We start from the raw sequence: 24,502 nt of genomic DNA on the forward strand, positions 1-24,502 counted from the left end.
TTGACTATTACTTATGAATCAACCCGCACAGTCTAAACGCCCTGCAGCACTAGGCTTTATTTTTATAACCATTTTTATAGACGTTTTGGGCTTAGGTATTATCATACCTGTACTACCTGAACTACTACAGAAACTTGGGCATATCAACAACAGTACAGCCACACAATACAGCGGCTACCTTACGTTTGCTTACGCCTCCATGCAATTCCTGTTTTCGCCGGTGCTGGGTAATTTAAGTGACCGTTATGGCAGGCGACCTGTTTTGTTGGGATCATTGTTTGGTTTCGGAGTCGACTATTTATTCATGGCCTTTGCCCCAACCATTTGGTGGCTGTTTATAGGCCGTATTATTGCAGGCATTACTGGTGCCAGTAATACCACAGCCACCGCCTACATTGCAGACGTAAGTACTGGCGACAAGCGCGCTGCCAACTTTGGTCTGGTAGGCGCCGCAACCGGATTAGGCTTTGTTCTAGGGATCGGATTAGGAGGATACCTGGGCGCCATACATATAAAGCTTCCTTTTATAATTGCTGCGGGCCTGGCGTTTTTTAATGCCTTGTATGGGCTTTTTGTGTTGCCTGAGTCTCTGGCGCCTGAAAACCGGCGACCTTTTCAGTGGAAACGGGCTAATCCTATTGTTTCTTTACGCCGGTTAGGACTGTATCCTGCCATTACTGGTTTAGTAAGCGCCTTCACACTGGTTTATATTGCGCAAAAAGCGATTGAGTCGGTGTTGCCATTTTTCTTAGTCGAGAAGTTTCATTGGAGCTTAAACAGTATCAGCAGTTTAGGGATTTTTATTGGTGCTTTGCTGATTTCTATTCAAGGATTTTTGATACGCATTATCATCCCCAAATTTGGACAGGAAAAAAGCATCGTTTCGGGCTTACTATTTTACGCCATTGGTTTAGCACTGATATCTTTTGCCAATCATGGATGGCAGATGTATTTATATATGATACCTTACTGCTTGGGCGGTATATCGGGCCCGGCTTTACAAGGCTTAATAACCAGCCAGGTTCCGGCAAATGAGCAGGGAGAGTTGCAAGGTGCTTTAACCAGTTTAGTTAGTGTCACAACCATTATTGGTCCTTTGTTGATGACATCACTATTCTCGCACTTTACTGACAAGCATTTATCAGCACTATACTTTCCTGGCGCACCTTATCTGGCAGGAGCAATATTAATGCTGATTAGTACTTTCATTGCTATGCGCAACTTTAGAAATGCATCTGTTCCGTTAAAGGATAAATTGTAAGCTAACCTTAATTGAAGATCTTTATACAGGCGCCAATAGAACACTACCAATTAGCTATTCCAATCCGCTTACACCACCCGAGATAACAAATTTCATAATTTCGGCGGCGCTTCGATCAATAGGTGTAACCTTGTCGGCGGACACAACTACGACCTGACCTGCGAAGGAATAAGAATAAGGAAAATATACTGCTACATCGCTGGGCAAACCCAGTTTAGTAAGGTCTTTTTGTGTTAGAAAGCCAATCTTTTTAACGCCGTTACCTACATCAACCAATACAGGCTCGTTGAACTTTTTTTCTTCACCTACAAAAGCCTCTGTCAAGTCTTTAATGGATGAATATAAAAATTTAAATAAAGGCAGACGGCTTAGCCACCGGTTGAACCAATTTTTGATAGGATCAGTAATAACATTGGTTACTAAAATACCGGCTATCAGGATGATCACCAACACGCTTAATATACCCAAACCCGGAATATACACCGACTTACCGGTTTTGGGATTCACCCAAAGCTCATCACTTAAATTCAAAGCGTTATCCAAGCTGGAAACAGCCCAAAAAATGAGAAATGCAGCAGCACCCAGCGGCACTACCACCAGTAAACCTTTTATAAAATAATTAAGTACGATTCGGGCTACCCTGTTCATAAGCGGGTGCAATTTTACTCATAAAAGTACACTCTTTTTACCCGTTGAGAAATATTCGTCAAAATTTCATACGGAATGGTGCCAATTTGTTGGGCTAAATCTTCAATGGTTTGCTGTTCGTTAAAAATAATAACCTCATCTCCTTCTTTCACGTCGGGCACTGCGCTTACGTCTATCATACACATATCCATGGCAATGTTACCTACGGTAGGTGCTACCACACCTTTTATTAGCATCTTACCAACACCATTGCCAAAAGCACGTAAATAACCGTCAGCATAACCTATACGCACAGTAGCTATTTTGCCATCTTTTATTAAGCTACCGTTCCGGTTGTACCCTACGGTATCGCCTGCCATAATGCTTTTTACCTGCGAAATGCTGGTTTTTAATGTAGCAATGGGTTGCAGGCCATTTAAGTGTTCGGGCACAGCAGCATCAATGCCATACAAACCTATTCCTAAGCGTACCATATCAAAATGAGCATCGGGCCAGCGTATAATGGCCGACGTATTGCAAATATGTTTGATAACCGGATAGCCTAACGCTTTTTCAATTAAGGTGAAGGCCCGTTTAAAGGTTTTGATCTGTTGTTGGGTAAATGCATCATGCGCCTCGGCATCACTGGCAACCAGGTGTGAAAATACCGATTGCACTTCGATGTACGGATTATCTTCCAACAAGTCGTAAAGTACTTCTATTTCATGATCTTCGAAACCCAGGCGGTGCATACCGGTATCAATTTTAATATGTACCGGATAGCCCTTAATATTTTGAATTTGAGCGAATTTTATAAACCTGTCTAACAAATTGAAGCTGTAAATTTCGGGTTCAAGCTTAAACTCAACTAGTTTGTCAAAGGCTGCAAGTTCAGGATTAAGCACCATAATTGGCAGTTTGATACCGGCCTGACGTAGTGCTATACCTTCATCAATGTAAGCAACAGCCAGATAATCAACCTTATTGTATTGCAGTATGTTGGCTACCTCAAAAGTCCCGCTGCCGTAGCTAAATGCTTTAACCATGGCCATTAATTTTGTGCCTGGCTTAAGTTTCGACTTGTAGAAATTAAGATTACCCAACAAAGCATTAAGATTAATCTCCAACATGGTTTCGTGTGCCTTTTGTGACAACGCACGACTAATGCGTTCAAACTCAAAACTGCGGGATCCTTTAATTAATATCGCTTCATTATTAAAATTGAGCTGCTTACGGTAACGCAGCATTTCTTGCGTATCCTTATAAAAATGCTTATGTTGCAATTCAAATAAATCCTGATGCCGGTATAGGGCTTCGCCTACTGCTATAAACTTATCAACCTTTTTACTTTTCACCAGCTCGGCTACTTGTTGATATAAAACATCCTCCTGCAGACCTGACTGAAAAATGTCCGACAAGATCAGCGTTTTGACCGGGTGCTGATTTTGCTGTTGCAAAAAATTTAAGGCGATTTCGAGTGAGCGGATATCAGAATTGTATGAATCGTCAATAACCGAACAATCATTAATCCCTGTTTTCATTTCCAGGCGCATACTTACAGGCGCTAATCGCTCCAGTTTTATGTCAGCCTCTACGGCGCTATAGTCCATAGCCAGTAGCGTAGCCCAGCAGGTGATGGCATTTTCTACAGACGCTTCGTCCAAAAAAGGAATTAAACATTCAATTTCATATCCTTTAAACATTGCCCGCAGGTAAAACCGCTTGGATATAATGGTTTCGCTGAACACATATAAATCAGCTTCTTTAAACTTTAAGCTCCAGGTGAAAGTTTTAAGCGATGCTGGTAGCTCGCTTTTATACTCTACCAGTTGGTCGTAATTATGCACTAGCAAGCCGGCATTTTTAAAAAGTTTTAGTTTTTCCAATACTTTTTGGCTCCGGCTTTCAAAACCTTCATCATGGGCCGATCCAATATGCGTAAGAACACCAACCGTAGGCTGAATAATGGCTTCCAATGCATCCATTTCGTTGACCGTTGATATACCAGCTTCAAAAATGCCCAAGTCGTTATCTTGCGTAATTTGCCACACGGATAGTGGAACGCCAATTTGTGAATTGTAACTTTTTGGATTACGCACTATGTTTTTACCGGCGGCCATTACCTGGTATAGCCATTCTTTGACAATGGTTTTGCCGTTACTACCGGTTATACCAATAACCGGTATGTTAAACCGCTTGCGGTGATAAGCGGCCAACGCTTGCAAGGCTTTCAGTACATCTTCAACTATCAAGAAATTTGCCCCTTGAAAGTCGCCAGCCGGTTGATAGGTAACTACAAAGTTCCGCACACCTTCATTATAGGCTTCATTTACAAATTCGTGACCATCACGCCGACCACTTAACGCAAAAAATAAACTGTCAGGCGCGTTGCTAATCTGCCGGCTATCTGTTGCCAGGTAATTGATAGAATTTTCGCGGACAATTGTGCCCTTTGCATGAATTATTTGTTGAAGGTCTTTGATAGAATACTGGCTGCTGAGCATGGTACGAAGTTGGCTATATTTATGTAAAGAGAAGAATTTTTGGTAAATTTGGTTTGCATGGATGAGCCGAAAAAGAAGAGAATAACCGACGAAAAAACCGCCTTAGCCAAAGCCGAACATTTTTGCGCCTATCAGGAACGATCACAACAGGAAGTGCGCGATAAGCTCTATGACCTAGGCATGTACCCTACTGGCGTAGAAAGTGTGATTAGCCAACTAATAGCCACCAACTTTTTAAACGAAGAACGTTTTGCCAAAGCATACACGGTTGGTAAGTTCAGACAAAAAGGTTGGGGCCGTATCAAAATTAAGCAAGGTTTGAAATTTAAACGTGTATCAGATAAACTTATCACTAAAGCATTATTAAGTATTGACGGCGACGAGTATTTAAATACACTGCAACGCATTTTAGAAAAAAAGCAGGATAAAATACTGGAGAATGATCCTTATAAACGACGTTATAAGCTTCAACAGTATGCTATGAGCCGGGGATTTGAAAATGATTTGATAAATGATGTTTTGAAAGCCAGCGAGTTATCAAAAAGTTAGAAAACTTTTAAGAAAATAATTTGGAAGGAATCAATTTGTGCCTATATTTGCATCACCAAAACGGAAGGGGGTTACCTAAAAATAAGCCCTCAACGTTAAATGCGAAAGTAGCTCAGTTGGTAGAGCACGACCTTGCCAAGGTCGGGGTCGCGAGTTCGAATCTCGTCTTTCGCTCAAATCCCTTTCTAAAAGGGATTTATTTTTGAAAAGGTTAATCACCTGCTCGGGTGGTGGAACTGGTAGACACGCAGGACTTAAAATCCTGTGATCCTTAAAGATCGTGCGGGTTCGATTCCCGCCCCGAGTACAAAGGGAACACTTCATAAAGTGTTCCCTTTTTTTATACGCATAAGTTAAGCATTAGTCACTTATCTTTCAATCATACACTACCCTTCTTCCTGTAATACAGCCAGAAATAGAATTGTCATTAAACAGTTAGATGTTTTAGTCCGTTTGATAAGTTTAAAACAGTTTATCGAATTTCGTTTTTATAAGCTGTCGGGATGAACTTCTCCCGAACTGAGTATTTAATGAAAAGCATTAGAGAATCTAAAAGATACAAAACATCAAAAACTCTTTTATTTATACCTTCTTATGAAATTATCGAACAATAAAATTTTAATTACTGGCGGAGCAAGCGGCATTGGATTTGGACTAGCCGAAAGATTTATTAAAGAGAATAATACGGTTATTATTTGCGGCCGACGTGAAGAAGCGCTTAAAGAAGCAGCAGGTAAGCTTCCGGGTTTAATTACCCGGCAATGTGACCTTTCTGTTGAAGCCGATCGGATTGACCTATATAACTGGATAGCTGAAAACCATGGCGACCTTAACGTTTTGGTGAATAACGCCGGCATTCAGAACTGGATGCAAATTACTGATGAAGGATTTTTTAATAAAGCCAGTCAAGAAGTAAGCATCAATATACTAGCGCCTTTACACCTAACCAATCTTTTCCTTCAGCTGGGCTCACTTACTACTATCATGAATGTTACTTCAGGGTTGGCATTTGTTCCTTTTTCACAAGTTGCGGTGTATAGTGCTACCAAAGCGTTTTTCCGTTCATTTACACTTACATTAAGGCATCAGTTGAAAAACAGTGGCATTGAGGTAATTGAAATTGTACCACCTGCTATAAAAACCGATCTTGGCGGACAAGGCATACACAATTCAGCGCCCCCAGTAAGCGAATTTATTCAGTCAATATTTGAACAATTGCATAATGGCAGTAACGAACTCACGTTTGGTACCAGCGAAGGACGGGTAAAAGCTAATAACGATAGTATAGCCGAGTACTTTAGCAAGCTTAACCCAAGTTAAGTAGAAAATCACGTTGCCATTATGGGGAAGCTAAATTTATTTTGCATTTTTTAAAATATTTTCGGCGTTGAATCGTCTGCTTACAGAAATGCCCGTTTAAGAAGGTATTGACATATATTACAAATGGCAAAAAGGCTTCCCCTAATTTTTTTACTTTGGCTTGTTACTGACATATACTTTTACCAAACGGTAAAAACTCTTTCAAATTCGAGCACATTTATATGGTTCTATTGGCTGATCGATCTGTTGTTGATGAGTGGTATTGTAGCGGCTATTTTTGTTCAACGCGGATCGAGTATCCAGCAGACACTATTTACCTGGTTAATGGGACTTATGCTGCTAACATTTGTTCCTCGTTTGTTTTCGCTCCCTATTTTGCTGGTGGAAGATATCACCCGACTTTTTCGAGGTTTTCCGCCAAGAGCCATTTGGGTAAGTGAATTAACGTTTGGTATAGCTACTGTATTGTTCTTAATCGTACTATTCGGCCTCACCCGCGGACGGCACTTTTACCGGGTAAGGCGTGAAACACTTTATTTTACAGATTTACCAGAAGCCTTTGATGGTTTTACAATTACGCAGATAACCGACGTTCATTCCGGCAGCTTTTCTGATGCAGATGGAGTGCAAAAAGGACTTGACCTGGTTAACGCACAGCACAGCGATGTTATTTTATTTACAGGCGATTTAGTAAATAACCAGGCATCTGAAATGGATAGATGGATACCTGCTTTTGAAGAATTAAGAGCGCCAATGGGTAAATTTTCGGTATTAGGAAACCATGATTACGGCGATTATATCAGGTGGGAATCGACCGAGGCCAAACGTGCCAATTTAAACCGATTGAAACAAATACACGCCGAAATTGGATTTCGATTGCTGTTAGATGAAGCAATTACCCTGCAAAAGAATGGCCAGTCAATTACTTTGCTCGGGGTAGAAAATTGGGGAAAAGGTGGTTTTCACAAATACGGCGACTTGAACAAGGCCACCGCCAGTGTTCCCGATAAAGCCTTTAAGATCTTAATGTCGCATGATCCCTCTCATTGGGAAGGCGTAATTCTTGATCACCACCAACACATTCACCTTACGCTTTCTGGGCACACACATGGTATGCAATTTGGTATCGAGCTGTTTGGCTTCAAGTGGAGCCCTATAAAGTATGTTTATAAACAATGGGCAGGTCTTTATCAGCAAAAAGGACGCTATTTATATGTTAACCGAGGGTTCGGCTTTCTCGGCTTGAAAGGGAGAATTGGCATGTGGCCGGAAATAGCAGTAATTACATTAAAGCGCCAGTTGTAATTTAATTAGCTTAACTGCAATGGCTGGACTCAGCAATTACTGCCATTAATTATAATACCCGTTCAAAAATCTTCTGGTACCTTAAAATTAACCGTCTTTTTAGATTTAGGATGTACAAAAGTAAGTTCTGCTGCATGCAGGTACATCCGTTCGGCAGCAGTACCATACAAATCATCACCAACAATAGGCGCATTAAGTCCCAACTCGTGAGCTGCGTGCATACGCAATTGGTGCGTACGTCCGGTAAGCGGCCAAAAATGCACTTTGGTTGATGCTTCTGTGCGTTCAACTACTTTCCATATAGTATGGCTTCTTTTGCCGTGTTCAAAACAAACCAGTTGCCTTGGCCTGTTAAAAAAATCGCCTCGCAATGGAAGTTCAACCTCTCCTTCCGATTGTTCTATTACTTTAGATAACAGTGCCGTGTAACGTTTACTTACCGTACGTTTTAGAAACTGCCTTTGAATGTCTTTATGGGCTTCTACCGTTTTAGCTACCACCAAAAGCCCTGAGGTACCCATATCTAAACGGTGGATAATCAACGGTTCAACATTCTTAAATTTATATTTAAGCCGACTATACACCGAGTCTTCAATATCTACACCAGGCACAGACCGCAATCCGGCAGGCTTATTTACTACAACAAAGCTATCATCTTCATAAATTATATCCAGTTTGCCATGCTCCAGCGGGTTAAGCAAAAGCGGGTTTTCGTCAACCAGCATTCCTTCTAACATATGCCCTAAAATGGGTTTGCATTTGCCGGTGCAAGCCGGGTAAAACTGTTTATGTTTCCTTATTTCAGATTTTGGTGCAGCCCCCCACCAAAACTCGGCCATGGCCAACGGCTTGTAACCATTAGCAAAGGCGTATTGTAATAGCTTAGGCGTGGCACATTCGCCCGCTGCCGAAGGTGGCTTACCAAAGGCGGTTGAGCTAAAAATATCTTGTAAACTCTTGATTTGTCCTTTTGCATTCAAAAATACATACTGGTCAAAAAGCTGTTGCTGTAAAGCAGCCGATCGATCCTTACGTTCATTTTTTAAGGTTTCGATTTTAACATCAAATTGTGCTATCTCCGCCTGCTTTTCGTCTATCAGCAGCTTCCATTTATTTGCCAGTACGTTAAGTTGATGCTTATCATGCAAGCTATGCTTAATCAGGTAAGCTTCCAGCAGTGCATAATCGTGTTCGTTCAAACACTTCTTTTGCTCTTCCCGTTGCTTTTTACGTTCGGCTTTATTGATCTTCAACTGGTTTTTAAAAGCCAAAATTTCCTTTTCAGATTGCGTATTATACTGTTCCAACTCCAGCCTTAAACGCGTATATTTTTCATCTAACCAAATTTCCTTTACCTGAGCGTTAATGGTATTTAGAATTTCTTGCTCTTTCAAGAAAAAACTGTTCTCAACCAGCATATCAAAAACAGGGGGTACAAATTTTGGATGATCGTTTGAGCCTGCCAACTTACCAGAGAAAGCTGACAAGTACCCCAGTTTACTTTCAGTATCCTGCACCACTAATACGCCAAACATTTTTCCGATAACCATCCCTTCTTGCTCTATAACAAGCCCAAAGTTGTGATCTAACTCAGTTTGCGTTTCAAGATATTGTTGCAATTCAGCAGCTGCAATTTGAGTTAACGGATGCGGCTCATAATAAAAGGGAAAAGTAAATCGCTCCGGTAAGGCTACACCTTTTGCTACGTTGTCCTGAAAATAAGTAACTCTGCTTTGACTATTCGAATCCAATTGCTGCTGTATAGAGTAAACTGCAAAAATAATATTTCTTTAATCGAAAAGCGATGTAATCTTTTTGCAATTCACTATACCTTATTATAAACCAACAACCCATACAACACATCACTAGCCTCTATAATTAGGTGACCTTTTTATTAAATACTACATCTTTTTAAAACTATAGGTGCTAAATACTGTAGCATAGTTAAGTAATAATTAATCTTTTTAAAATACAGTTATGAAAAAATTTACTCTACTTACATTTATTACAGCCTTTGCACTAAGCTTTTCTGCTCGCGCACAAATCCAGAAAGGCAATGTATTGGTTGGCGGCGATTTCTCCAACATTAGTTTAGGATTGGATGACGCAAAGGTTTTCAATTTTAACATATCCCCTAAGGCTGCATGGTTTATTCAAGATAACATTGCGCTGGGTGGTTATGTGAATTTTGGTTTGCAAACGGCCAAAAACTCCAGTACTACCGTTACTTATGGCGTAGGTACACTGGGCAGGTATTACACTGGTACAGATGTGGCTGTACTGCGTCACGGACGCCTTTTTGGGGAAGCAAATGTTGGTATTGGTGGCATTAACGTAAGTGATGGCGGCGGACATACCAATGGTTTAGATTTTGGGTTCGGACCAGGTTTTGCGTATTTTATTACGCCTAATATTGGACTAGAAACCTTACTTAAATATAATGGTGTTGCCGGTTTTGGCAATGCCGGTTACCAAAGTACATTAAATTTAAACTTTGGTTTACAGATTTACCTTCCGGGTCGTGGAACAGCCGCCAAAGTTAGAGGGGATGTACGCCGTTAATAACGGTTAATTTACAGGAATATTAAGCACCCCTTATTTTACAGAAGAGGATGAATTATAATATTCAGCCTCTTCTGTTTTTAATTTTACCAGCTTATTCACTTTGCTTACCATTTAAAAGCGAATTAAAATATCTGTGTCGTTAAGTTGTTGAGCAAAATAAAGATCGGTTAGTCCAAACTTACTAGCCTGATTAACTTGGGCGCTATGATTAATCAGAAGCACAATTATAAATTACTTATTTCTCATATTGGTGTAAGCACTTCTGCAGAAGACCTTTACGCATAATACTCATTAGTTAAAAAGAATATTTCTTTAGAATTTCGCTATGAGTACTTATCCATCATAAATTGCTTTGTAGCATGACATCGTTTTCACGTAATATTATCATTTGTTCGACAATTTGCTATCTCTTATCTTGAGGAAATTGGTGTCAACACAAATCAATTACATAATTTTTAATGTCGTTTCAAATAATCTTTACTATCTATGAACAATCATTGAAACGCCATGAAAATATTTAAACGCCGTACTTTTTGCGTCTTCCTATTATCTATTTGTTGTTCATCGTATATTTCGAATGCACAAGTAAAAAAAGACCCCATTGATTATGTTAATCCTTACATTGGAAATATAAGTCACTTATTGGTGCCTACTTATCCAACAGTTCACTTGCCGAATAGTCTTTTAAGGGTTTATCCTGAGCGAGAAAACTTCACCGGCAACACCATAAATGGGTTGCCATTAATGATTACAAGCCACCGTGGAAGCTCGGCCTTTAATCTTAGTCCATATCAAGGTGATATTTCGAATATTAAAAGCGTTGTTAATTACGGTTATGATAATGAAATAATTAAGCCTTATTATTACCAGGTAGATTTAGATGATTACAATATAAATGTAAGATATGCTCCTTCTCAGCAGTCTGGCATTTACGAAATTCGTTTTGAGGCCAACAACACTTCTCCTTATCTAATCCTGAACACCAGAGAGGGTGGATTGACGGTAAAGGGTAATTCAGTGAGTGGTTATCAGCTTTTAGATAACAATACAAAAGTATATATCTACGCTGAGACTGACATCAAGCCAGTGGCATCCGGACAAGTAGATGGCGGTATTATAAATTCAAAAAATCAATATGTACAAGGTAAAGATGCTTTCTTAGCAATAAAATATCCTGCTAAAACACCTGTAATACATGTTAGGTACGGTGTTTCTTTCATCAATGAAGAGCAGGCGCAAAAAAATCTATCACGCGAGATTAAAAACTACGATCTGGCGGCGGTTGCTGATAAAGGCCGCCAAGTATGGAATAATACTTTAAGCAAAATATTAGTTCAGGGCGTTGATGAAAATGCGAAGACCATTTTTTACACCTCCCTGTATCGCACTTACGAACGCATGATTTGCATATCGGAAGATGGCCGTTACTTTAGTGCTTATGATGGAAAAGTGCATAATGACGAAGGAACGCCATTTTATACGGACGACTGGGTATGGGACACTTACCGGGCGGTACATCCACTGAGAGTTATCATTGAACCAAAAAAAGAATCGGATATGATTAACTCGTATTTGCGGATGGCCAGCCAAATGCAAAACCATTGGATGCCTACGTTCCCGGAGGTAACTGGTGATAGCAGACGCATGAACAGTAATCATGGTGTAGCTACAGTTATAGATGCATACAACAAAGGTTTGCGATCTTTTAATTTGGAGGAAGCCTATCAATATTGCAAGGCAGCTATAACCGAGAAAACTCTTGCTCCATGGTCGGGGAAAAAAGCTGGCTCACTTGATCAATTCTATAAAGATAACGGCTACTTCCCTGCACTAGCCAGCGGCGAAAAAGAAACTGTACCCGAAGTGCACAGTTGGGAAAAAAGACAACCAATAGCAGTAACCCTGGGAACGGTATACGACGAGTGGTGCCTGGGAAACATCGCTAAAAATTTGGGCAAAGCAGACGACGCCAAATACTTTTTGAACAGAAGTTTAAACTACCACAAAGTGTTCAATCCGGACACTAAGTTTTTTCATCCAAAAGATGCGCAAGGTAAATTTATACAACCGTTTGACTACCGGTATTCGAGCGGTATCGGTGCCCGCGAAGCATATGACGAAAACAATGGCTACGTGTACCGTTGGGATGTACAACATAATATAGGCGATTTGGTAACCATGATGGGTGGAAAACAAAGCTTTGTAGATGGCTTGGAAAACATGTTTAGCACCCCATTGGGCAAAGGCCGGCCCGACTTTTACCACCAATTTGGTGACCATACTGGTAACGTAGGTCAGTTTTCAATGGGAAATGAGCCGGCTATGCACATACCATATTTATACACCTACGCAGGTCAGCCATGGCGTACGCAAAAACGTGTTCGCAATTTGTTAAAAGAATGGTTCAGAAACGACCTAATGGGTATTCCGGGTGATGAAGATGGTGGCGGTTTAACCTCGTTTGTTGTTTTTTCACAAATCGGCTTTTACCCGGTTACGCCTGGCTTGCCTATGTATGTAATTGGTAGCCCGGCGTTCCAAAGCGCAACTATCAATTTGGGTAACGGAAAAACATTTGCAGTGCTTTGCAAAAACTATTCCCCCGAAAACAAGTACATTCAATCAGCCACATTGAATGGCAAAGTTTGGAATAAATCGTGGTTCTCTCATCAAGAATTAATGAATGGGGGCAAGCTTGAATTAGTAATGGGGGCTCATCCCAACAAAAGCTGGGCTTCATCTGACTCATCACTCCCACCGTCTTTCCAAATGCCAAATATGAACTAAGCTTATTTGATAGCACAGTTAAAAAGGTGTTGAGTATAGTTACTCAACACCTTTTGTATTTTGTAGCCTGCATTATCAGAATCTGTTGGTGTTTTTCTTTGAATAAATCCGTCTTTAATCGGCATTATCTTATTAATATCGGCTGTTCTAATAAAACATTTTGGCAGGATAACTCTAAGTAGCTGTCGAATTTTATTGCCTATAGTAATACAAGATTTTCTTCCCAAAAAACAAACTGCTAAAACACAATCAGCGCTTTGGTGTTTCAACATCAGTTTAGTCATATGTGCTGTTCTTATCCGGGTTGACGCAAACTTCTATCACTTACTATTTACTACATGATATTCAACTCGCTGGCTTTTGCTGTCTTTTTTCCAATAGTTACGCTATTTTATTTTGTACTGCCCTTTCGTTTTAGATGGATTTGGTTGTTAAGTGCCAGCGTGTTTTTTTACATGTTTTTCAAACCCATCTATATACTCATACTGGGTATCACAATAGTAATAGATTATTATGCCGGCATTTACATAGAAAAAGCACAGGGTAAGAAAAATAAAAAGCTATTACTGGCTTGTAGCCTCGTTGCTAATATTGGGGTACTGGTATTTTTTAAATACTTTAACTTTTTAAACGCCAATATTACTTCTTTGGGCGACCTTTTAGGCTTTAAAAACAATTTACCTTACTTAACCATACTACTGCCTGTAGGTTTATCTTTTCATACCTTCCAGGCCATGAGCTATACTATCGAAGTATATCGAGGCCATCAACCAGCTGAAAAACAATTTGGTTATTATTCGCTCTACGTTATGTATTATCCACAACTGGTTGCAGGGCCCATTGAACGCCCGCAAAATGTGCTGCACCAGTTTCATCAAAAGCACCACTTTGATACTAACCGTTTCATGTCTGGCTTAAAGGTAATGCTGTGGGGTCTATTTAAAAAAGTGGTTGTTGCAGATACCTTGGCAGCTATTGTGAATGATTACTATTACAACGTATACACCACCCATACTAATTCTGCTCTTACCATCTTCTTCTTCAGCATACAAATTTATTGCGATTTTTCAGGATATACAGATATTGCTATTGGCGCTTCCAGAATTATGGGGATTGAATTAATGAAAAATTTTAAATACCCATACTTTTCGCATACCATCACCGAATTTTGGCACAGGTGGCATATTTCATTGTCGACCTGGTTTCGAGATTATCTGTACATCCCATTAGGCGGCAACAAAACTAAGTTTCATTATATCAGAAACATCCTCATTGTGTTTCTCGTCTCTGGCATATGGCACGGTGCCAGCTGGACTTTTGTAGTATGGGGATTAATTCACGGTTTGCTTTCTATTGCTGAGCGCTTGCTCGGCGTCTCAAAAAGTAAAAGTGTGCTAATGGGCGTATCTACATTTATCATTGTTTCGCTCACTTGGGTATTTTTTAGAGCGGATAACTTTCATGTGGCTGCACAAATGTTTCACAATTTAACTTATCGATACTTTAGTGATGTCAAACACCACTCGGGGCAGATTTTGCTGGTTCTGCTGTTTTTAGGTATTGAATACTTTACTTATAAAAAAGGCAAAGAGTTAATTTTTTATTTACTTAACCGAAAGGTGGTTCGGTATGCCGCCTATTTAATGGTGATAGAAGCCATTCTTTTTGTTTTCAATCAAACTACTTCCCAACAATTTATATATTTCCAATTTTAATGAAACGGGTAGCAAAAAATCTATTACTTATCGGAGCTATTTACTTTACTTACAAAGTAGCGCTATTTGGTATTATTTTCTATATCAACAATTCTTCCTACCAGTACTTTGATGACTTTAAAATGGAAGAAAATTATGGAAATGACATGAGCTCGACACAGGTAATTGTGTTGGGATGCTCCAATTCACGTTATAATTTTGATTATAAATTATTAAATCAAAAACCCAACGTTTGCTCTGTTCATTCGGTATCTACTAAGGCAACTTACGGGCTGTATATAACTTTGAAAAAATTTATCAACTCTAAATGGAATCAAAAAGAGAATATAGTGATAGTTGACTTACCGTATTCACTATATAGCAGAGACCAATTTGTGCTACCAACAAAGGAAACATTAGTACATTTAAGTGCTGACGATTACTGGAAAGTTGCAAAATCATTTCCAAGAACATTTTTTTCTTACACTTCGCAAATCTCTTTATTCAACCCAATAATAAGCGACTATTTTAAAGGAGCCATAAAGAATGCGGTATCTGGCAAAGGCTCAGACGCCACGTATGCCGATCTAAGCTTAAAAGTTAATTCGAACCCTAGCTTCAAACCAGACTATATCAACAGCTCGGCGCCGTATAACTCTAAAATGCACTTTATCCGCGACGTGGACACTAACACCGGTTATTTAGAAGACATCAAATCTTACATAGCCAATAATATAAAATGCAAAGTATACTTTTCTCTTCCTGCAATTAATAAAGACAACAACTCGTTGTCAAATTCCACCATTAATACAATTTCGAGCGTTCTAAAACCAATTAATAACTTTAAGAACACTCAGTTTTCTAATGAGTATGTATATGATCAATGGTATCACCTCAATAAACGCGGAGCTGAAATTAATACTCAAAACTTATTGAAGGCTTTAAGTGGTCTTCGAATTTCACAGCTACCAAATTTTGAAACTGTAGTACAAAATGAAAATTAAGCTTATGGCTTAGCGTCTAGTTATTAAGCTAGATGTTGTATGACAAACTTTCTATCGGTGTAGAGGAACTAGTTAAAATTTTTAATCATCATACACTTTCCGTTCATTTTACTTGATATACCTTATTGGTAAAATACTTTCGTAGTAATTAAACACTTTAAAAACATATTATTGGTCAATCAGTTATTAAAGCAAACACAGAAGCAATAAGTATCATGACTGAACAAGATAAAATAAACCGCCGTAGAGTAATCGGCGGCATTGGGGCCGGGATTGCTGCGGCAGCCGTATCGCCGGTTTTAGCTGCCGATAATTCATCACCAACTAGTGATTCGGCCCCGGCAGAATTAGTTGATCCTACTACTAAATATCCCAAACCGCCATTTAAAGGTCAGTCGCAACCATGGCCTGGCTTAGCGGGCCAAATGGATCCTCGCCCCGATCATGGCGAAACCAGCTATAAAGGCTCGGGCCGATTGAAAGGACGCAAAGCCTTAATCACAGGTGGCGATTCGGGCATGGGCCGTGCCGCTGCGATAGCTTACGCACGTGAAGGTGCTGATGTAGCTATTAATTACTTACCGGCCGAAGAAGCGGATGCAAGAGAAGTAATTGCATTGATAAAAGCTGAAGGTAGAAAAGCAGTTGCCATACCGGGCGATTTACGCGACGAAGCGTTTTGCCAGCGCCTGGTATCACAAGCGATACAGCAATTAGGCGGACTAGACATAGTTGTAAGTAATGCCGCGCGGCAGCAAGCCCGCCAATCAATATTGGATGTAAGCAGCGAAGATTTTGATGCTACTATGAAAACCAATATTTATGCACCCTTTTGGATTATAAAGGCGGCGTTGCCAAGTTTAAAACCAGGTTCAGTAATTATCGGTACAACGTCTGAACAGGCTTATGACCCGTCGCCTGATTTGTACGACTACGCCCAAACCAAGGCGGCAACCATGAATTTTGTTAAATCGTTAGCCAAACAGCTCGGACCAAAAGGCATACGTGTAAACGGTGTCGCTCCAGGCCCTATCTGGACGCCTTTGCAAGTAAGTGGTGGTGCCACACAAGAAAAATTGAAAAGCTTTGGCGGACAAACCCCAATGGGACGCCCAGGACAACCAGCTGAGCTTGCGTCTATTTATGTACAATTAGCGGCTAGTGATGCGAGTTATGCTACCGGCCAGGTGTACGGTGCTGCAGGTGGTAGCGGCCAGCCGTGATTAATAATTGATACATTTAGTAAAAAAGAAAGCTGCCTCCGTAAAGGCAGCTTTCTTTTTTTAAATAGTTGGCGAACCGCCGGTTACCTGTATAGTTGCACCGGTAATATAACTGGAATCTTCTGAAGCCAACAGCACGTACGACGGTGCAAGCTCGGCAGGCTGACCAGCACGTTTTAAAGGTACATCTTGTCCGAAAGATTTTACATCTTCCTCACTCATGGTAGACGGAATCAGCGGTGTCCAAATCGGTCCCGGTGCCACGCAGTTTACACGAATACCTTTCTCGGCCCACAGCTGCGCCATATTAGCTGTAAAATTCTGAATGGCGCCTTTAGTGGCTGCATAAGCTATCAGGGTTGGTCTTGGTTTATAAGCGTTAACCGACGTTGTATTAATTACAGTGCTACCTGGTTTTAGGTGTTGTTCAGCCATTTTACATAAGTAAAACATGGGATAGATATTGGTTTTAAATGTCCGGTCCCACTCCTCAGTAGATACTTCCTGTAACGACTGACGCGCCATTTGGAAGGCTGCGTTATTTACCAAAATATCTATTCCACCTAGCTCTGATACGGCTGTGTCAATAATCTTTTGACAATGTGATTCTTCACTAATGTCGCCTGCTATCAAAACCGCTTTACGGCCAGCCTCCTCAACATATCTGGCGGTTTCGCGCGCATCTTCATCTTCGTTTAAGTAGGCAATTAATACATCCGCTCCTTCGCGCGCAAATGCGATAGCAACAGCACGGCCAATACCAGAGTCGCCGCCAGTTATTATGGCTTTACGCCCGGTTAACTTTCCGGTACCTTTGTAGCTGGTTTCACCGTGATCAGCTTTTGGCTGCAATTCAGCTTCTGTTCCGGGAACCTCTTGTTGTTGCTCCTTAAAAGGCCGATTTTCGTACTTGTTTATTGGGTCTTGATTGGTTTGTGACATGATTTCTTCTACTTATGTTAAATGTTACTTTCTTTATAAGTAAAAAGAACCGGTTGGCCAGAATGTTTCTATTATTAATTTATTGGTTTTTAATGTGAGCAAGAAATCACACAGAAACGTAGATCAATAATTGTTCTTGCAAACTCCTGACTAATAAACCAAACAATTACATCAACCTAAAATACCATCAATTTTAAAGAACACTATATGCTGTTCAGTTGTATATTTGGCAATCACAAGTTTTTCTACTGAATGAATGCTGAACAAGCCCAAATGTTTGAAGCTCTTTTTAATCAATTGCCCAACCCTGTTTCTGTTGTTAAAGCCGATGCGCCAACTTTCACTGTTGTAGCGGTAAATCACCTTTATAGAAACAGATCTAGAATTCCGGCTACCGATATTATAGGCAAACCCGCTTTTGACATATATAAACCTTGGGATAAAGCGAGCGAAGAACAATTTGCCTTGCTTAAACGGGGCATTGTTCAGGCTATAAGCGAAAAGCGTCAGGTTAATTTGCCTACAATACATTTTGCTTATCCTTCTGCAGATGGATTATCTATTAATCGTTCATGGTGGCAAGTGCAAATAACACCAGTTTTGAATGCAGACAGTGAAGTAATGTACGCTATGTGCGTTACGCAGGACGTTTCGGATCGTGAACTTTTTAAATTGGAGATTGAGAACTCCAAAGACAAAGAGCAGGCAATGACCGAAGAATTGCAGGCCATGAACGAAGAGCTGGCATCAACCAATGAAGAGCTTACCGCAACGGTAGAAGAATTAAGTATATCAGAACAAAAGCTGCATCGTTTAAACAACGAACTGGAAGAACGCATTACCGCACGTACAGAGCAACTGGCATTAAGCGAACGCAGATACCGATCGATGCTTAACGCACTGCCACAAATTGCCTGGACCAGCACTATACAAGGCGAAGTAAGCTTTTTTAACCAGCGCTGGTACGATTATACTGGTTTAAGCTACGAGGAAACCAAAGCTACCGGCTGGAGTACGGTAGTACACCCTGACGATGTTGAAAACAGCGTAAATGCATATCGTAAAATTGTGGCCACCAACAAACCCGGCGAATTTGAAGTACGCGAGCGTGGTGCCGACGGCGTTTACCGCTGGCATTTAGTTCGCGTTCAACCTGTGCGTAATGAAATCGGCATTATAGATCAATGGATTGGCACAGCTACCGATATTGATGCTTTGAAACAGTTGCAGCAGCAAAAAGACGATTTTATCAGCATTGCCAGCCACGAATTAAAAACCCCCATTACCAGCTTAAAGGCATCACTACAGCTGATGGATAAAATGAAAGATAATCCATCTAAAGATATGCTGCCTAAGCTCATTTTGCAATCTCGAAAAAGTATACAAAGAGTAAGTACATTAATTGAAGATTTGCTAAATGTCAGCAGGCTACAGCAGGCGGAAGTTGCATTGAACAAAGCACCGTTTATTTTATCTCAGCTACTTAATTCTATTTGCAATCCAATCAGTATATTAGGGAAGCAGAAGATTAGGATTGAAGGAGAACTAGAGCTTGAGATTGTTGCAGACGAGCATCGCATTGATCAGGTAGTAACTAATTTAGTAAACAACGCGGTTAAATACGCTCCGGAATCGGAAGACATTACCTTAACTATCCATAAAAACAACAACTTGGTGAAACTTAGCGTAACCGACCGAGGTCCCGGCATCCCGGAAGAGAAGATTCCGCACCTTTTTGACCGCTATTACCGCGTTGATGCTGCTGGCTACCAGGCATCAGGGTTAGGTTTGGGTTTGTTCATCAGCTCTGAAATCATTAAACGCCATGGTGGCGAAATTGGTGTTGAAAGCGAATTAGGCAAGGGTACTACTTTTTGGTTTATACTGCCAGTAAAATAATTCGGTCGGTCATTCAATAGAATGCAGGATTATCATTCTTGCACTACTCAATCGTAAAATAACCATTGTAGAACTGCCGATAAATTGCGACTATGTATTTTTGGGTATTTTATACACATCATCAGTCACTATGAAAATTTACCAGCAACTCTTAAAATTACGTGCTAAGCCACGCGGTTTTCATCTGGTCACAAACGAAATTATTGAGGCCTTACCCCAAATCAGCGAATTTAAATCTGGAATGTGCCAGGTTTTTATACAGCATACATCTGCCTCGCTTACTGTCAATGAAAATGCTGATCCTACGGTTCGTAAGGATTTTGAAATGTACTTTAATAAAGCAGTGCCCGAAAATGACCCGGATTATATGCATAATGATGAAGGGCCCGACGACATGCCCGCACATTTGAAAGCGGCAATGTTAGGCAGCTCTGTAATGATTCCTATACGTAACGGTAGATTGGCATTAGGTACATGGCAAGGCATATACTTGTGTGAACATCGCAATTACGGCGGACCAAGGAATGTTATGATAACTGCCTGGGGCGAATAAGGTCATTTTTTCTTGATACATTATACATAGAATGCTGATAATATTTTAATTCGTTTCATAAATTAATGAACCAAGAAGGCAAGATTAATTTTTCAATTAACCTTGCCTTTCATGATATGCATAATTAAGTAGCAAGCAGTCGGTTCCATTCAGGATGGCGCTTTAAGTATACCTGCACATAACTGCATAATGGAACCAGCTTTTGATGACTTGCTTCCAAATAAGCAAGCGTTTTTTCTACAATCGCTTCGGCTACACCTTTTCCTTTAAGCGCTGCAGGTACTTCGGTATGTATCAGGTAAACCTTATTACTTTTTTGCTTATAGTCAATAAATGAGCGGTAGCCGTCTACAAATAATTCAAAGTTATGGATGGCTACATTATTAATAAGTTGAATATTATCGTACTTCATAATCAGGTAGCTGAATTTGTTTGCTGATGGTTTTCAGTGGCAGATAGCAACTGCTTAGCCAACTCAATTTCTTGCATAGTAATGGTATGCGGCCTACCAGAATATACTTTCAAAGTAACTGTAGCTCCTTGTTCCTGCAAAACAGCAACACTCTCCTCTACCCTGCTCAAAGGCACGTGCGCATCAGGATTACCGGTTGTGATAAGTATAGGTGTTTCGCCAAAATTACCAGTGTAATTAGTTGGTACTAATGTCTCCCCTATTAAGCCACCAGTGAAGGCGATAACGCCGCCGTAACGCTGCGCATTACGTGCAATATACTCAAGCGTTAAACACGCGCCTTGTGAAAAGCCTAAAAAGTAAATTTTATCTGCAGGTATCCCGTCAGCTTTTACCTGTTCAACCACCTCATAGATTATATCCAGGGCAGAATTAAGTGCAGGCTGATTTTGTTTGTCGGGCGCCATGAAGCTGTACGGATACCAACTTTGGTTGCTGGCTTGCGGCGCGTAAAGCGCAAATGAATTAATTTCCAGTTCGTTTGCGAGGCTCAAAATATTTTGCGCTGTGCCGCCCCGGCCATGAAGTAAAATCAGGGCCGCTTTTGCCTGACTGGGCGTTACACCGGCTCTTATAATTTGCGTTTGATGCGTATACATAAAATTACACTAATTTAGGTAAGGTGGTTTCCAAGCTGGCACGATACTCTTCGTATTGTGGCGGCAATTTCAAATGTGAACCTAACTCATTCACGGGCTCGTCTACAGAAAAACCCGGGTTATCAGTAGCCAGTTCGAACAGTACACCTCCCGGCTCACGGAAATACAATGAATAAAAATAATTGCGGTCTATCTTTTCGGTAATATGCAAACCTAAGGCTTCAATCTTTTCTCTGTAATGCATCAGCACAGCCTCATTTTCTACCCGGAAAGCTACATGGTGTACAGATCCGCCAGCAACGTGCCCTGCTTTTTCACCCTCTACTTCTACCAAGTCTACAATATTGGCATTGTCTACTGCGTCAGTCACAAAGCGGTAACGGTTTACGTGTTGTTCCAGCAGTTTGTAACCAAATACACCCGTTAAAATATCTGCTGTAGGCTGCATTTTGTTAGTGGTAATAGTTACGTTGTGAAAGCCTTTAGTGGCATTTTCTGCCTTTATCTCATTGGTTTCCCAAGGTAAACGGTTATCTGGTTTTTTAGAGGCAATCAACTCTAGCTTTAACCCGTCTGGATCAAGAAATGTCAGATAGCGTTCGCCAAACTTTTCGGCCACTTTGTTATGAATCACATTATGCTGTTCAAATCTTTTCAACCAAAACTCGAGGCTGTTTTCAGGAACCGAGTAACCAATTTCTGTAGCCTGACGACTGCCCCTTCTGCCGGTCATAATATTTTGCCATGGGAAGAAAGTAAGTACCGTACCGGGTGTGCCAACCTCGTCGCCATAATACAGGTGATAGGTTTCGGGATCGTCAAAATTAACAGTCTTTTTAATCAACCTTAAACCTAATACTTTTGTATAAAAATTATAGTTGCGCTGTGCGTTGCCAGCTATTGCAGTTATATGGTGAAGCCCTTTAATTTGATTTTCCATGTTTTTGTTATTTTAATGTTTGTGAGTGTTTGTTGATTATTTACATCACAAAAGTAGTGGTGCTTAAAGACCACACACTTAATGTAGAATAAGAAATTAAGCTATTTGAGACGATTTTTTGGCTAGGCGGGTTCTTGATAAAACATACTTGTGCTATTATACAACCAACTAAAGCTATAACAGATAAATTTTAATTAAGACAGCACACATTAACTGACCGTGCAACATTTATAAAACAGTACATTTACACTGCTTTGTTTTGCTTAAATATTTATGAAGCTTTTTTTATCTATTATACTGATTAGCATTTTGTTATATACCAATAACGCTTTTAGCCAAATTGAGGTTAAGCCTTGGGGAAATATAACCGGCATTCGTAGAAACGGTCAGCTTTTCGAATTTGAAACCAGTATCCAGTTAGTCAAAAACGATGGCATACAGGTGTTAGCCACCGCCCGGGAAAGGCAACGGCCTCAATATCATCGCAATGGTAATAAGCAAGTAATTGAAACTAATCTAGACAGCCTGCATTTTATCGAAACAATTACCGAAGCTGGAAACGGTAAAGCGGCGGTGGATGTACAATTAACCTCGCATTCGGACGTAACGGTAACAGGTGCTTATTTTACTTTGCGCCTGCCGTATTTAACCAGCGATAAAAGCTCGCTGGATTTAATCAATAATAATGCGTTTGACTTATCTGCTCTTCAAGATGTATCATTAAAAATTCTCCCCGGCGTTTTTGCGAAAGGAATTGAATTCAAGTCTGACAGCTTGCAAGTGAAAGTAGAAATTCCGGCTAGCGATTCGTTATTTATTAGACATGAATGGATAAATGGAATAGAGTATTTGATGGTTTATCTTCCCATCCAACTGAATAATGTAAAAAAGGGTGAAACGATTATCAAAACCTATCAGATAGAAGCAAACGGCCCGATGGACACCGACCCCATAACGCTTACATTAAACTCCACGCAGCAAGGCCGTAAGTTTGAAGGGCTGGGCGGTAATTTCAGATTACAAAACCCTGCCACCGACCCGCAGGTGATTGACTATAGTTTGGCTAATCTGCGCGTGGCTTGGAGCCGCGTGGAGCTACCTTGGCGCTTGTGGCATCCTAATTTAATAACGGACCCTACTGCCGAAGCTAGGGCCAGTCGTTTGCCAACACAGGTAGTTAAATCTATGGAGATGGCCCAGCGCTTAGGCAAAATGGGTGTACCGGTAATACTATCAGCATGGTATGCACCTGATTGGGCAATAGTTGGTAAAGCCACCACGGAACCTGTTAATGGCGTTTGGGGAAATCCGCTTAACGCAGTTCAAATGCAAAACATTTACAAATCCATCACCGATTACATCTTGTATTTGAAAAACAATTATGGTGTTGAAGCAAAAGCATTTTCATTTAACGAGTCGGACGTAGGTATCAACATTCGCATGACGCCGCAGGAACATGCGGATTTTATAAAAGGACTGGGTGCTTATATGGAGGCAAAAGGATTAAAAACCAAAGTGCTTTTGGGCGATAATTCCGATGCTACAACCTATAACTTTATTTATCCGGCCTTAAACGATCCAGAAGCGCGCAAATACATAGCCGCTGTATCATTCCATTCGTGGCGAGGCTGGGAAACCGAAACGCTGCAAAAATGGGCTGACGCCGCTACGCAATTACAATTACCATTACTTGTTGGCGAGGGAAGTATTGATGCGGCCGCCTGGCAATATCCCGACATTTTTCAAGAACCCACTTACGCTCTTGAGGAAATAAATCTATACACTCGCTTGTTAGCCATTTGCCAGCCTGTTTCCATTTTACAATGGCAGCTGACAGCAGACTACTCGCCGTTAGCTGGCGGAGGCATATTTGGCGACAACAGTCCGCTACGCCCAACACAACGATTCTGGAACCTTAAACAACTGGCATTAACTCCTGAGGATTTATACAGCATGCCTATAACTGCCAGCAAGGAAAACGTATCGGTTGCAGCCTTGGGCGATAACAGCAAAGGAGTTTATGCCATACACCTGGTTAATAATGGATGCAGCCGTAAAGTTGTATTAACAGGTTTGCCGACCACAGTTAAAGCCATGCACCTGTATGTTACCAATCAGCAAGAGTCGTATAAAAATGACGGATTAAAGAAAGTTTCAAATGGACAAATCAGCTTTACCTTAAAATCTGAAAGTTACGTTACCTTAATCAGCGAACCTGTCAAATAACGCTATTCTAAACAATTTGCAAGCGTTTGTAC

At 40.6% G+C, this 24,502-nt stretch carries 20 protein-coding genes and 2 tRNA genes; 14 read left to right on the forward strand and 8 right to left on the reverse strand.

Features of this window, described 5'->3' with window-relative positions; translation table 11 throughout:
* Positions 1-13: 13 nt before the first annotated feature.
* On the forward strand, positions 14-1,261 hold the full coding sequence (locus GPM24_RS07315; protein WP_158826121.1) for a TCR/Tet family MFS transporter: 1,248 nt from the start codon (positions 14-16) through the stop codon (positions 1,259-1,261).
* 54 nt (positions 1,262-1,315) lie between these two features.
* On the opposite strand, the gene GPM24_RS07320 is transcribed toward GPM24_RS07315, so the two are convergent.
* Positions 1,316-1,909, reverse strand: a complete 594-nt coding sequence (locus tag GPM24_RS07320; protein WP_158826122.1) for a DUF502 domain-containing protein — start codon at positions 1,907-1,909, stop codon at positions 1,316-1,318.
* A 14-nt stretch (positions 1,910-1,923) separates the two neighbouring features.
* Complete coding sequence (locus GPM24_RS07325) at positions 1,924-4,392, reverse strand: bifunctional UDP-N-acetylmuramoyl-tripeptide:D-alanyl-D-alanine ligase/alanine racemase (RefSeq protein WP_158826123.1); 2,469 nt, start codon at positions 4,390-4,392, stop codon at positions 1,924-1,926.
* Between the two features lie 57 nt (positions 4,393-4,449).
* Here GPM24_RS07325 and GPM24_RS07330 point away from each other — a divergent pair, with 57 nt between their 5' ends.
* From GPM24_RS07330 to GPM24_RS07350, 5 genes are all read left to right on the forward strand, one after another.
* A complete protein-coding gene (locus GPM24_RS07330; RefSeq protein ID WP_158826124.1) occupies positions 4,450-4,941 on the forward strand; it encodes a regulatory protein RecX in 492 nt (163 codons plus the stop codon).
* A gap of 101 nt (positions 4,942-5,042) precedes the next feature.
* Positions 5,043-5,115: transfer RNA gene (locus GPM24_RS07335), tRNA-Gly, on the forward strand.
* 47 nt (positions 5,116-5,162) lie between these two features.
* Positions 5,163-5,248 (forward strand) — tRNA-Leu (locus GPM24_RS07340).
* Between the two features lie 287 nt (positions 5,249-5,535).
* The gene (locus tag GPM24_RS07345) at positions 5,536-6,261 is read left to right on the forward strand and encodes an SDR family oxidoreductase (RefSeq protein WP_158826125.1); all 726 of its coding nucleotides are present in this window, start codon (positions 5,536-5,538) and stop codon (positions 6,259-6,261) included.
* A gap of 123 nt (positions 6,262-6,384) precedes the next feature.
* Positions 6,385-7,566 (forward strand): metallophosphoesterase, encoded by a 1,182-nt coding sequence (locus tag GPM24_RS07350; protein WP_158826126.1) that lies wholly within the window; start codon positions 6,385-6,387, stop codon positions 7,564-7,566.
* 62 nt (positions 7,567-7,628) lie between these two features.
* On the opposite strand, the gene GPM24_RS07355 is transcribed toward GPM24_RS07350, so the two are convergent.
* Entirely contained in the window at positions 7,629-9,317 is a 1,689-nt protein-coding gene (locus GPM24_RS07355) for an RluA family pseudouridine synthase (protein WP_158826127.1), read from the reverse strand.
* Positions 9,318-9,543: 226 nt separating this feature from the next.
* On the opposite strand from GPM24_RS07355, the gene GPM24_RS07360 reads away from it, so the two are divergent.
* Together GPM24_RS07360 and GPM24_RS07365 are read left to right on the forward strand one after the other, a co-directional pair.
* Positions 9,544-10,128, forward strand: coding sequence for a hypothetical protein (locus tag GPM24_RS07360; RefSeq protein WP_158826128.1), 585 nt, complete (start codon positions 9,544-9,546; stop codon positions 10,126-10,128).
* A gap of 510 nt (positions 10,129-10,638) precedes the next feature.
* Entirely contained in the window at positions 10,639-12,918 is a 2,280-nt protein-coding gene (locus GPM24_RS07365; protein ID WP_158826129.1) for a GH92 family glycosyl hydrolase, read from the forward strand.
* A gap of 2 nt (positions 12,919-12,920) precedes the next feature.
* Here GPM24_RS07365 and GPM24_RS07370 read toward each other — a convergent pair whose 3' ends face one another.
* Complete coding sequence (locus GPM24_RS07370; RefSeq protein WP_158826130.1) at positions 12,921-13,202, reverse strand: hypothetical protein; 282 nt, start codon at positions 13,200-13,202, stop codon at positions 12,921-12,923.
* A gap of 54 nt (positions 13,203-13,256) precedes the next feature.
* On the opposite strand from GPM24_RS07370, the gene GPM24_RS07375 reads away from it, so the two are divergent.
* From GPM24_RS07375 to GPM24_RS07385, 3 genes are all read left to right on the forward strand, one after another.
* Positions 13,257-14,633 (forward strand): MBOAT family O-acyltransferase, encoded by a 1,377-nt coding sequence (locus tag GPM24_RS07375; RefSeq protein ID WP_158826131.1) that lies wholly within the window; start codon positions 13,257-13,259, stop codon positions 14,631-14,633.
* On the forward strand, positions 14,633-15,616 hold the full coding sequence (locus GPM24_RS07380) for a hypothetical protein (RefSeq protein ID WP_158826132.1): 984 nt from the start codon (positions 14,633-14,635) through the stop codon (positions 15,614-15,616). Before GPM24_RS07375 ends, GPM24_RS07380 begins: the two co-directional genes overlap by 1 nt.
* Before the next feature lie 215 nt (positions 15,617-15,831).
* Entirely contained in the window at positions 15,832-16,839 is a 1,008-nt protein-coding gene (locus GPM24_RS07385) for an SDR family oxidoreductase (RefSeq protein WP_158826133.1), read from the forward strand.
* 60 nt (positions 16,840-16,899) lie between these two features.
* On the opposite strand, the gene GPM24_RS07390 is transcribed toward GPM24_RS07385, so the two are convergent.
* Positions 16,900-17,781 carry an SDR family oxidoreductase gene (locus tag GPM24_RS07390; protein WP_158826134.1) on the reverse strand — a complete coding sequence of 294 codons (882 nt, stop codon included), beginning with the start codon at positions 17,779-17,781 and terminating at the stop codon, positions 16,900-16,902.
* A gap of 252 nt (positions 17,782-18,033) precedes the next feature.
* Here GPM24_RS07390 and GPM24_RS07395 point away from each other — a divergent pair, with 252 nt between their 5' ends.
* Positions 18,034-19,680, forward strand: coding sequence for an ATP-binding protein (locus GPM24_RS07395; protein ID WP_158826135.1), 1,647 nt, complete (start codon positions 18,034-18,036; stop codon positions 19,678-19,680).
* A 130-nt stretch (positions 19,681-19,810) separates the two neighbouring features.
* Positions 19,811-20,233, forward strand: coding sequence for a secondary thiamine-phosphate synthase enzyme YjbQ (locus GPM24_RS07400; RefSeq protein ID WP_158826136.1), 423 nt, complete (start codon positions 19,811-19,813; stop codon positions 20,231-20,233).
* 124 nt (positions 20,234-20,357) lie between these two features.
* Here the strand turns inward: GPM24_RS07400 and GPM24_RS07405 are convergent, their stop codons facing one another.
* The 3 genes from GPM24_RS07405 to GPM24_RS07415 are packed head-to-tail and all read right to left on the reverse strand — an operon-like array spanning position 20,358 to position 22,244.
* Positions 20,358-20,645: a GNAT family N-acetyltransferase gene (locus GPM24_RS07405; RefSeq protein WP_158826137.1), complete on the reverse strand. Its 288-nt coding sequence runs from the start codon at positions 20,643-20,645 to the stop codon at positions 20,358-20,360.
* Between the two features lie 2 nt (positions 20,646-20,647).
* Positions 20,648-21,304 (reverse strand): alpha/beta hydrolase, encoded by a 657-nt coding sequence (locus GPM24_RS07410; protein ID WP_158826138.1) that lies wholly within the window; start codon positions 21,302-21,304, stop codon positions 20,648-20,650.
* A gap of 4 nt (positions 21,305-21,308) precedes the next feature.
* Positions 21,309-22,244 carry a ring-cleaving dioxygenase gene (locus tag GPM24_RS07415; protein ID WP_158826139.1) on the reverse strand — a complete coding sequence of 312 codons (936 nt, stop codon included), beginning with the start codon at positions 22,242-22,244 and terminating at the stop codon, positions 21,309-21,311.
* Positions 22,245-22,517: 273 nt separating this feature from the next.
* Between GPM24_RS07415 and GPM24_RS07420 the strand changes: the two genes are divergently transcribed.
* Complete coding sequence (locus GPM24_RS07420) at positions 22,518-24,470, forward strand: hypothetical protein (protein ID WP_158826140.1); 1,953 nt, start codon at positions 22,518-22,520, stop codon at positions 24,468-24,470.
* Positions 24,471-24,502: the final 32 nt, after the last annotated feature.

This window comes from Mucilaginibacter lacusdianchii (assembly GCF_009770985.1).
Taxonomy (GTDB): domain Bacteria; phylum Bacteroidota; class Bacteroidia; order Sphingobacteriales; family Sphingobacteriaceae; genus Mucilaginibacter; species Mucilaginibacter lacusdianchii.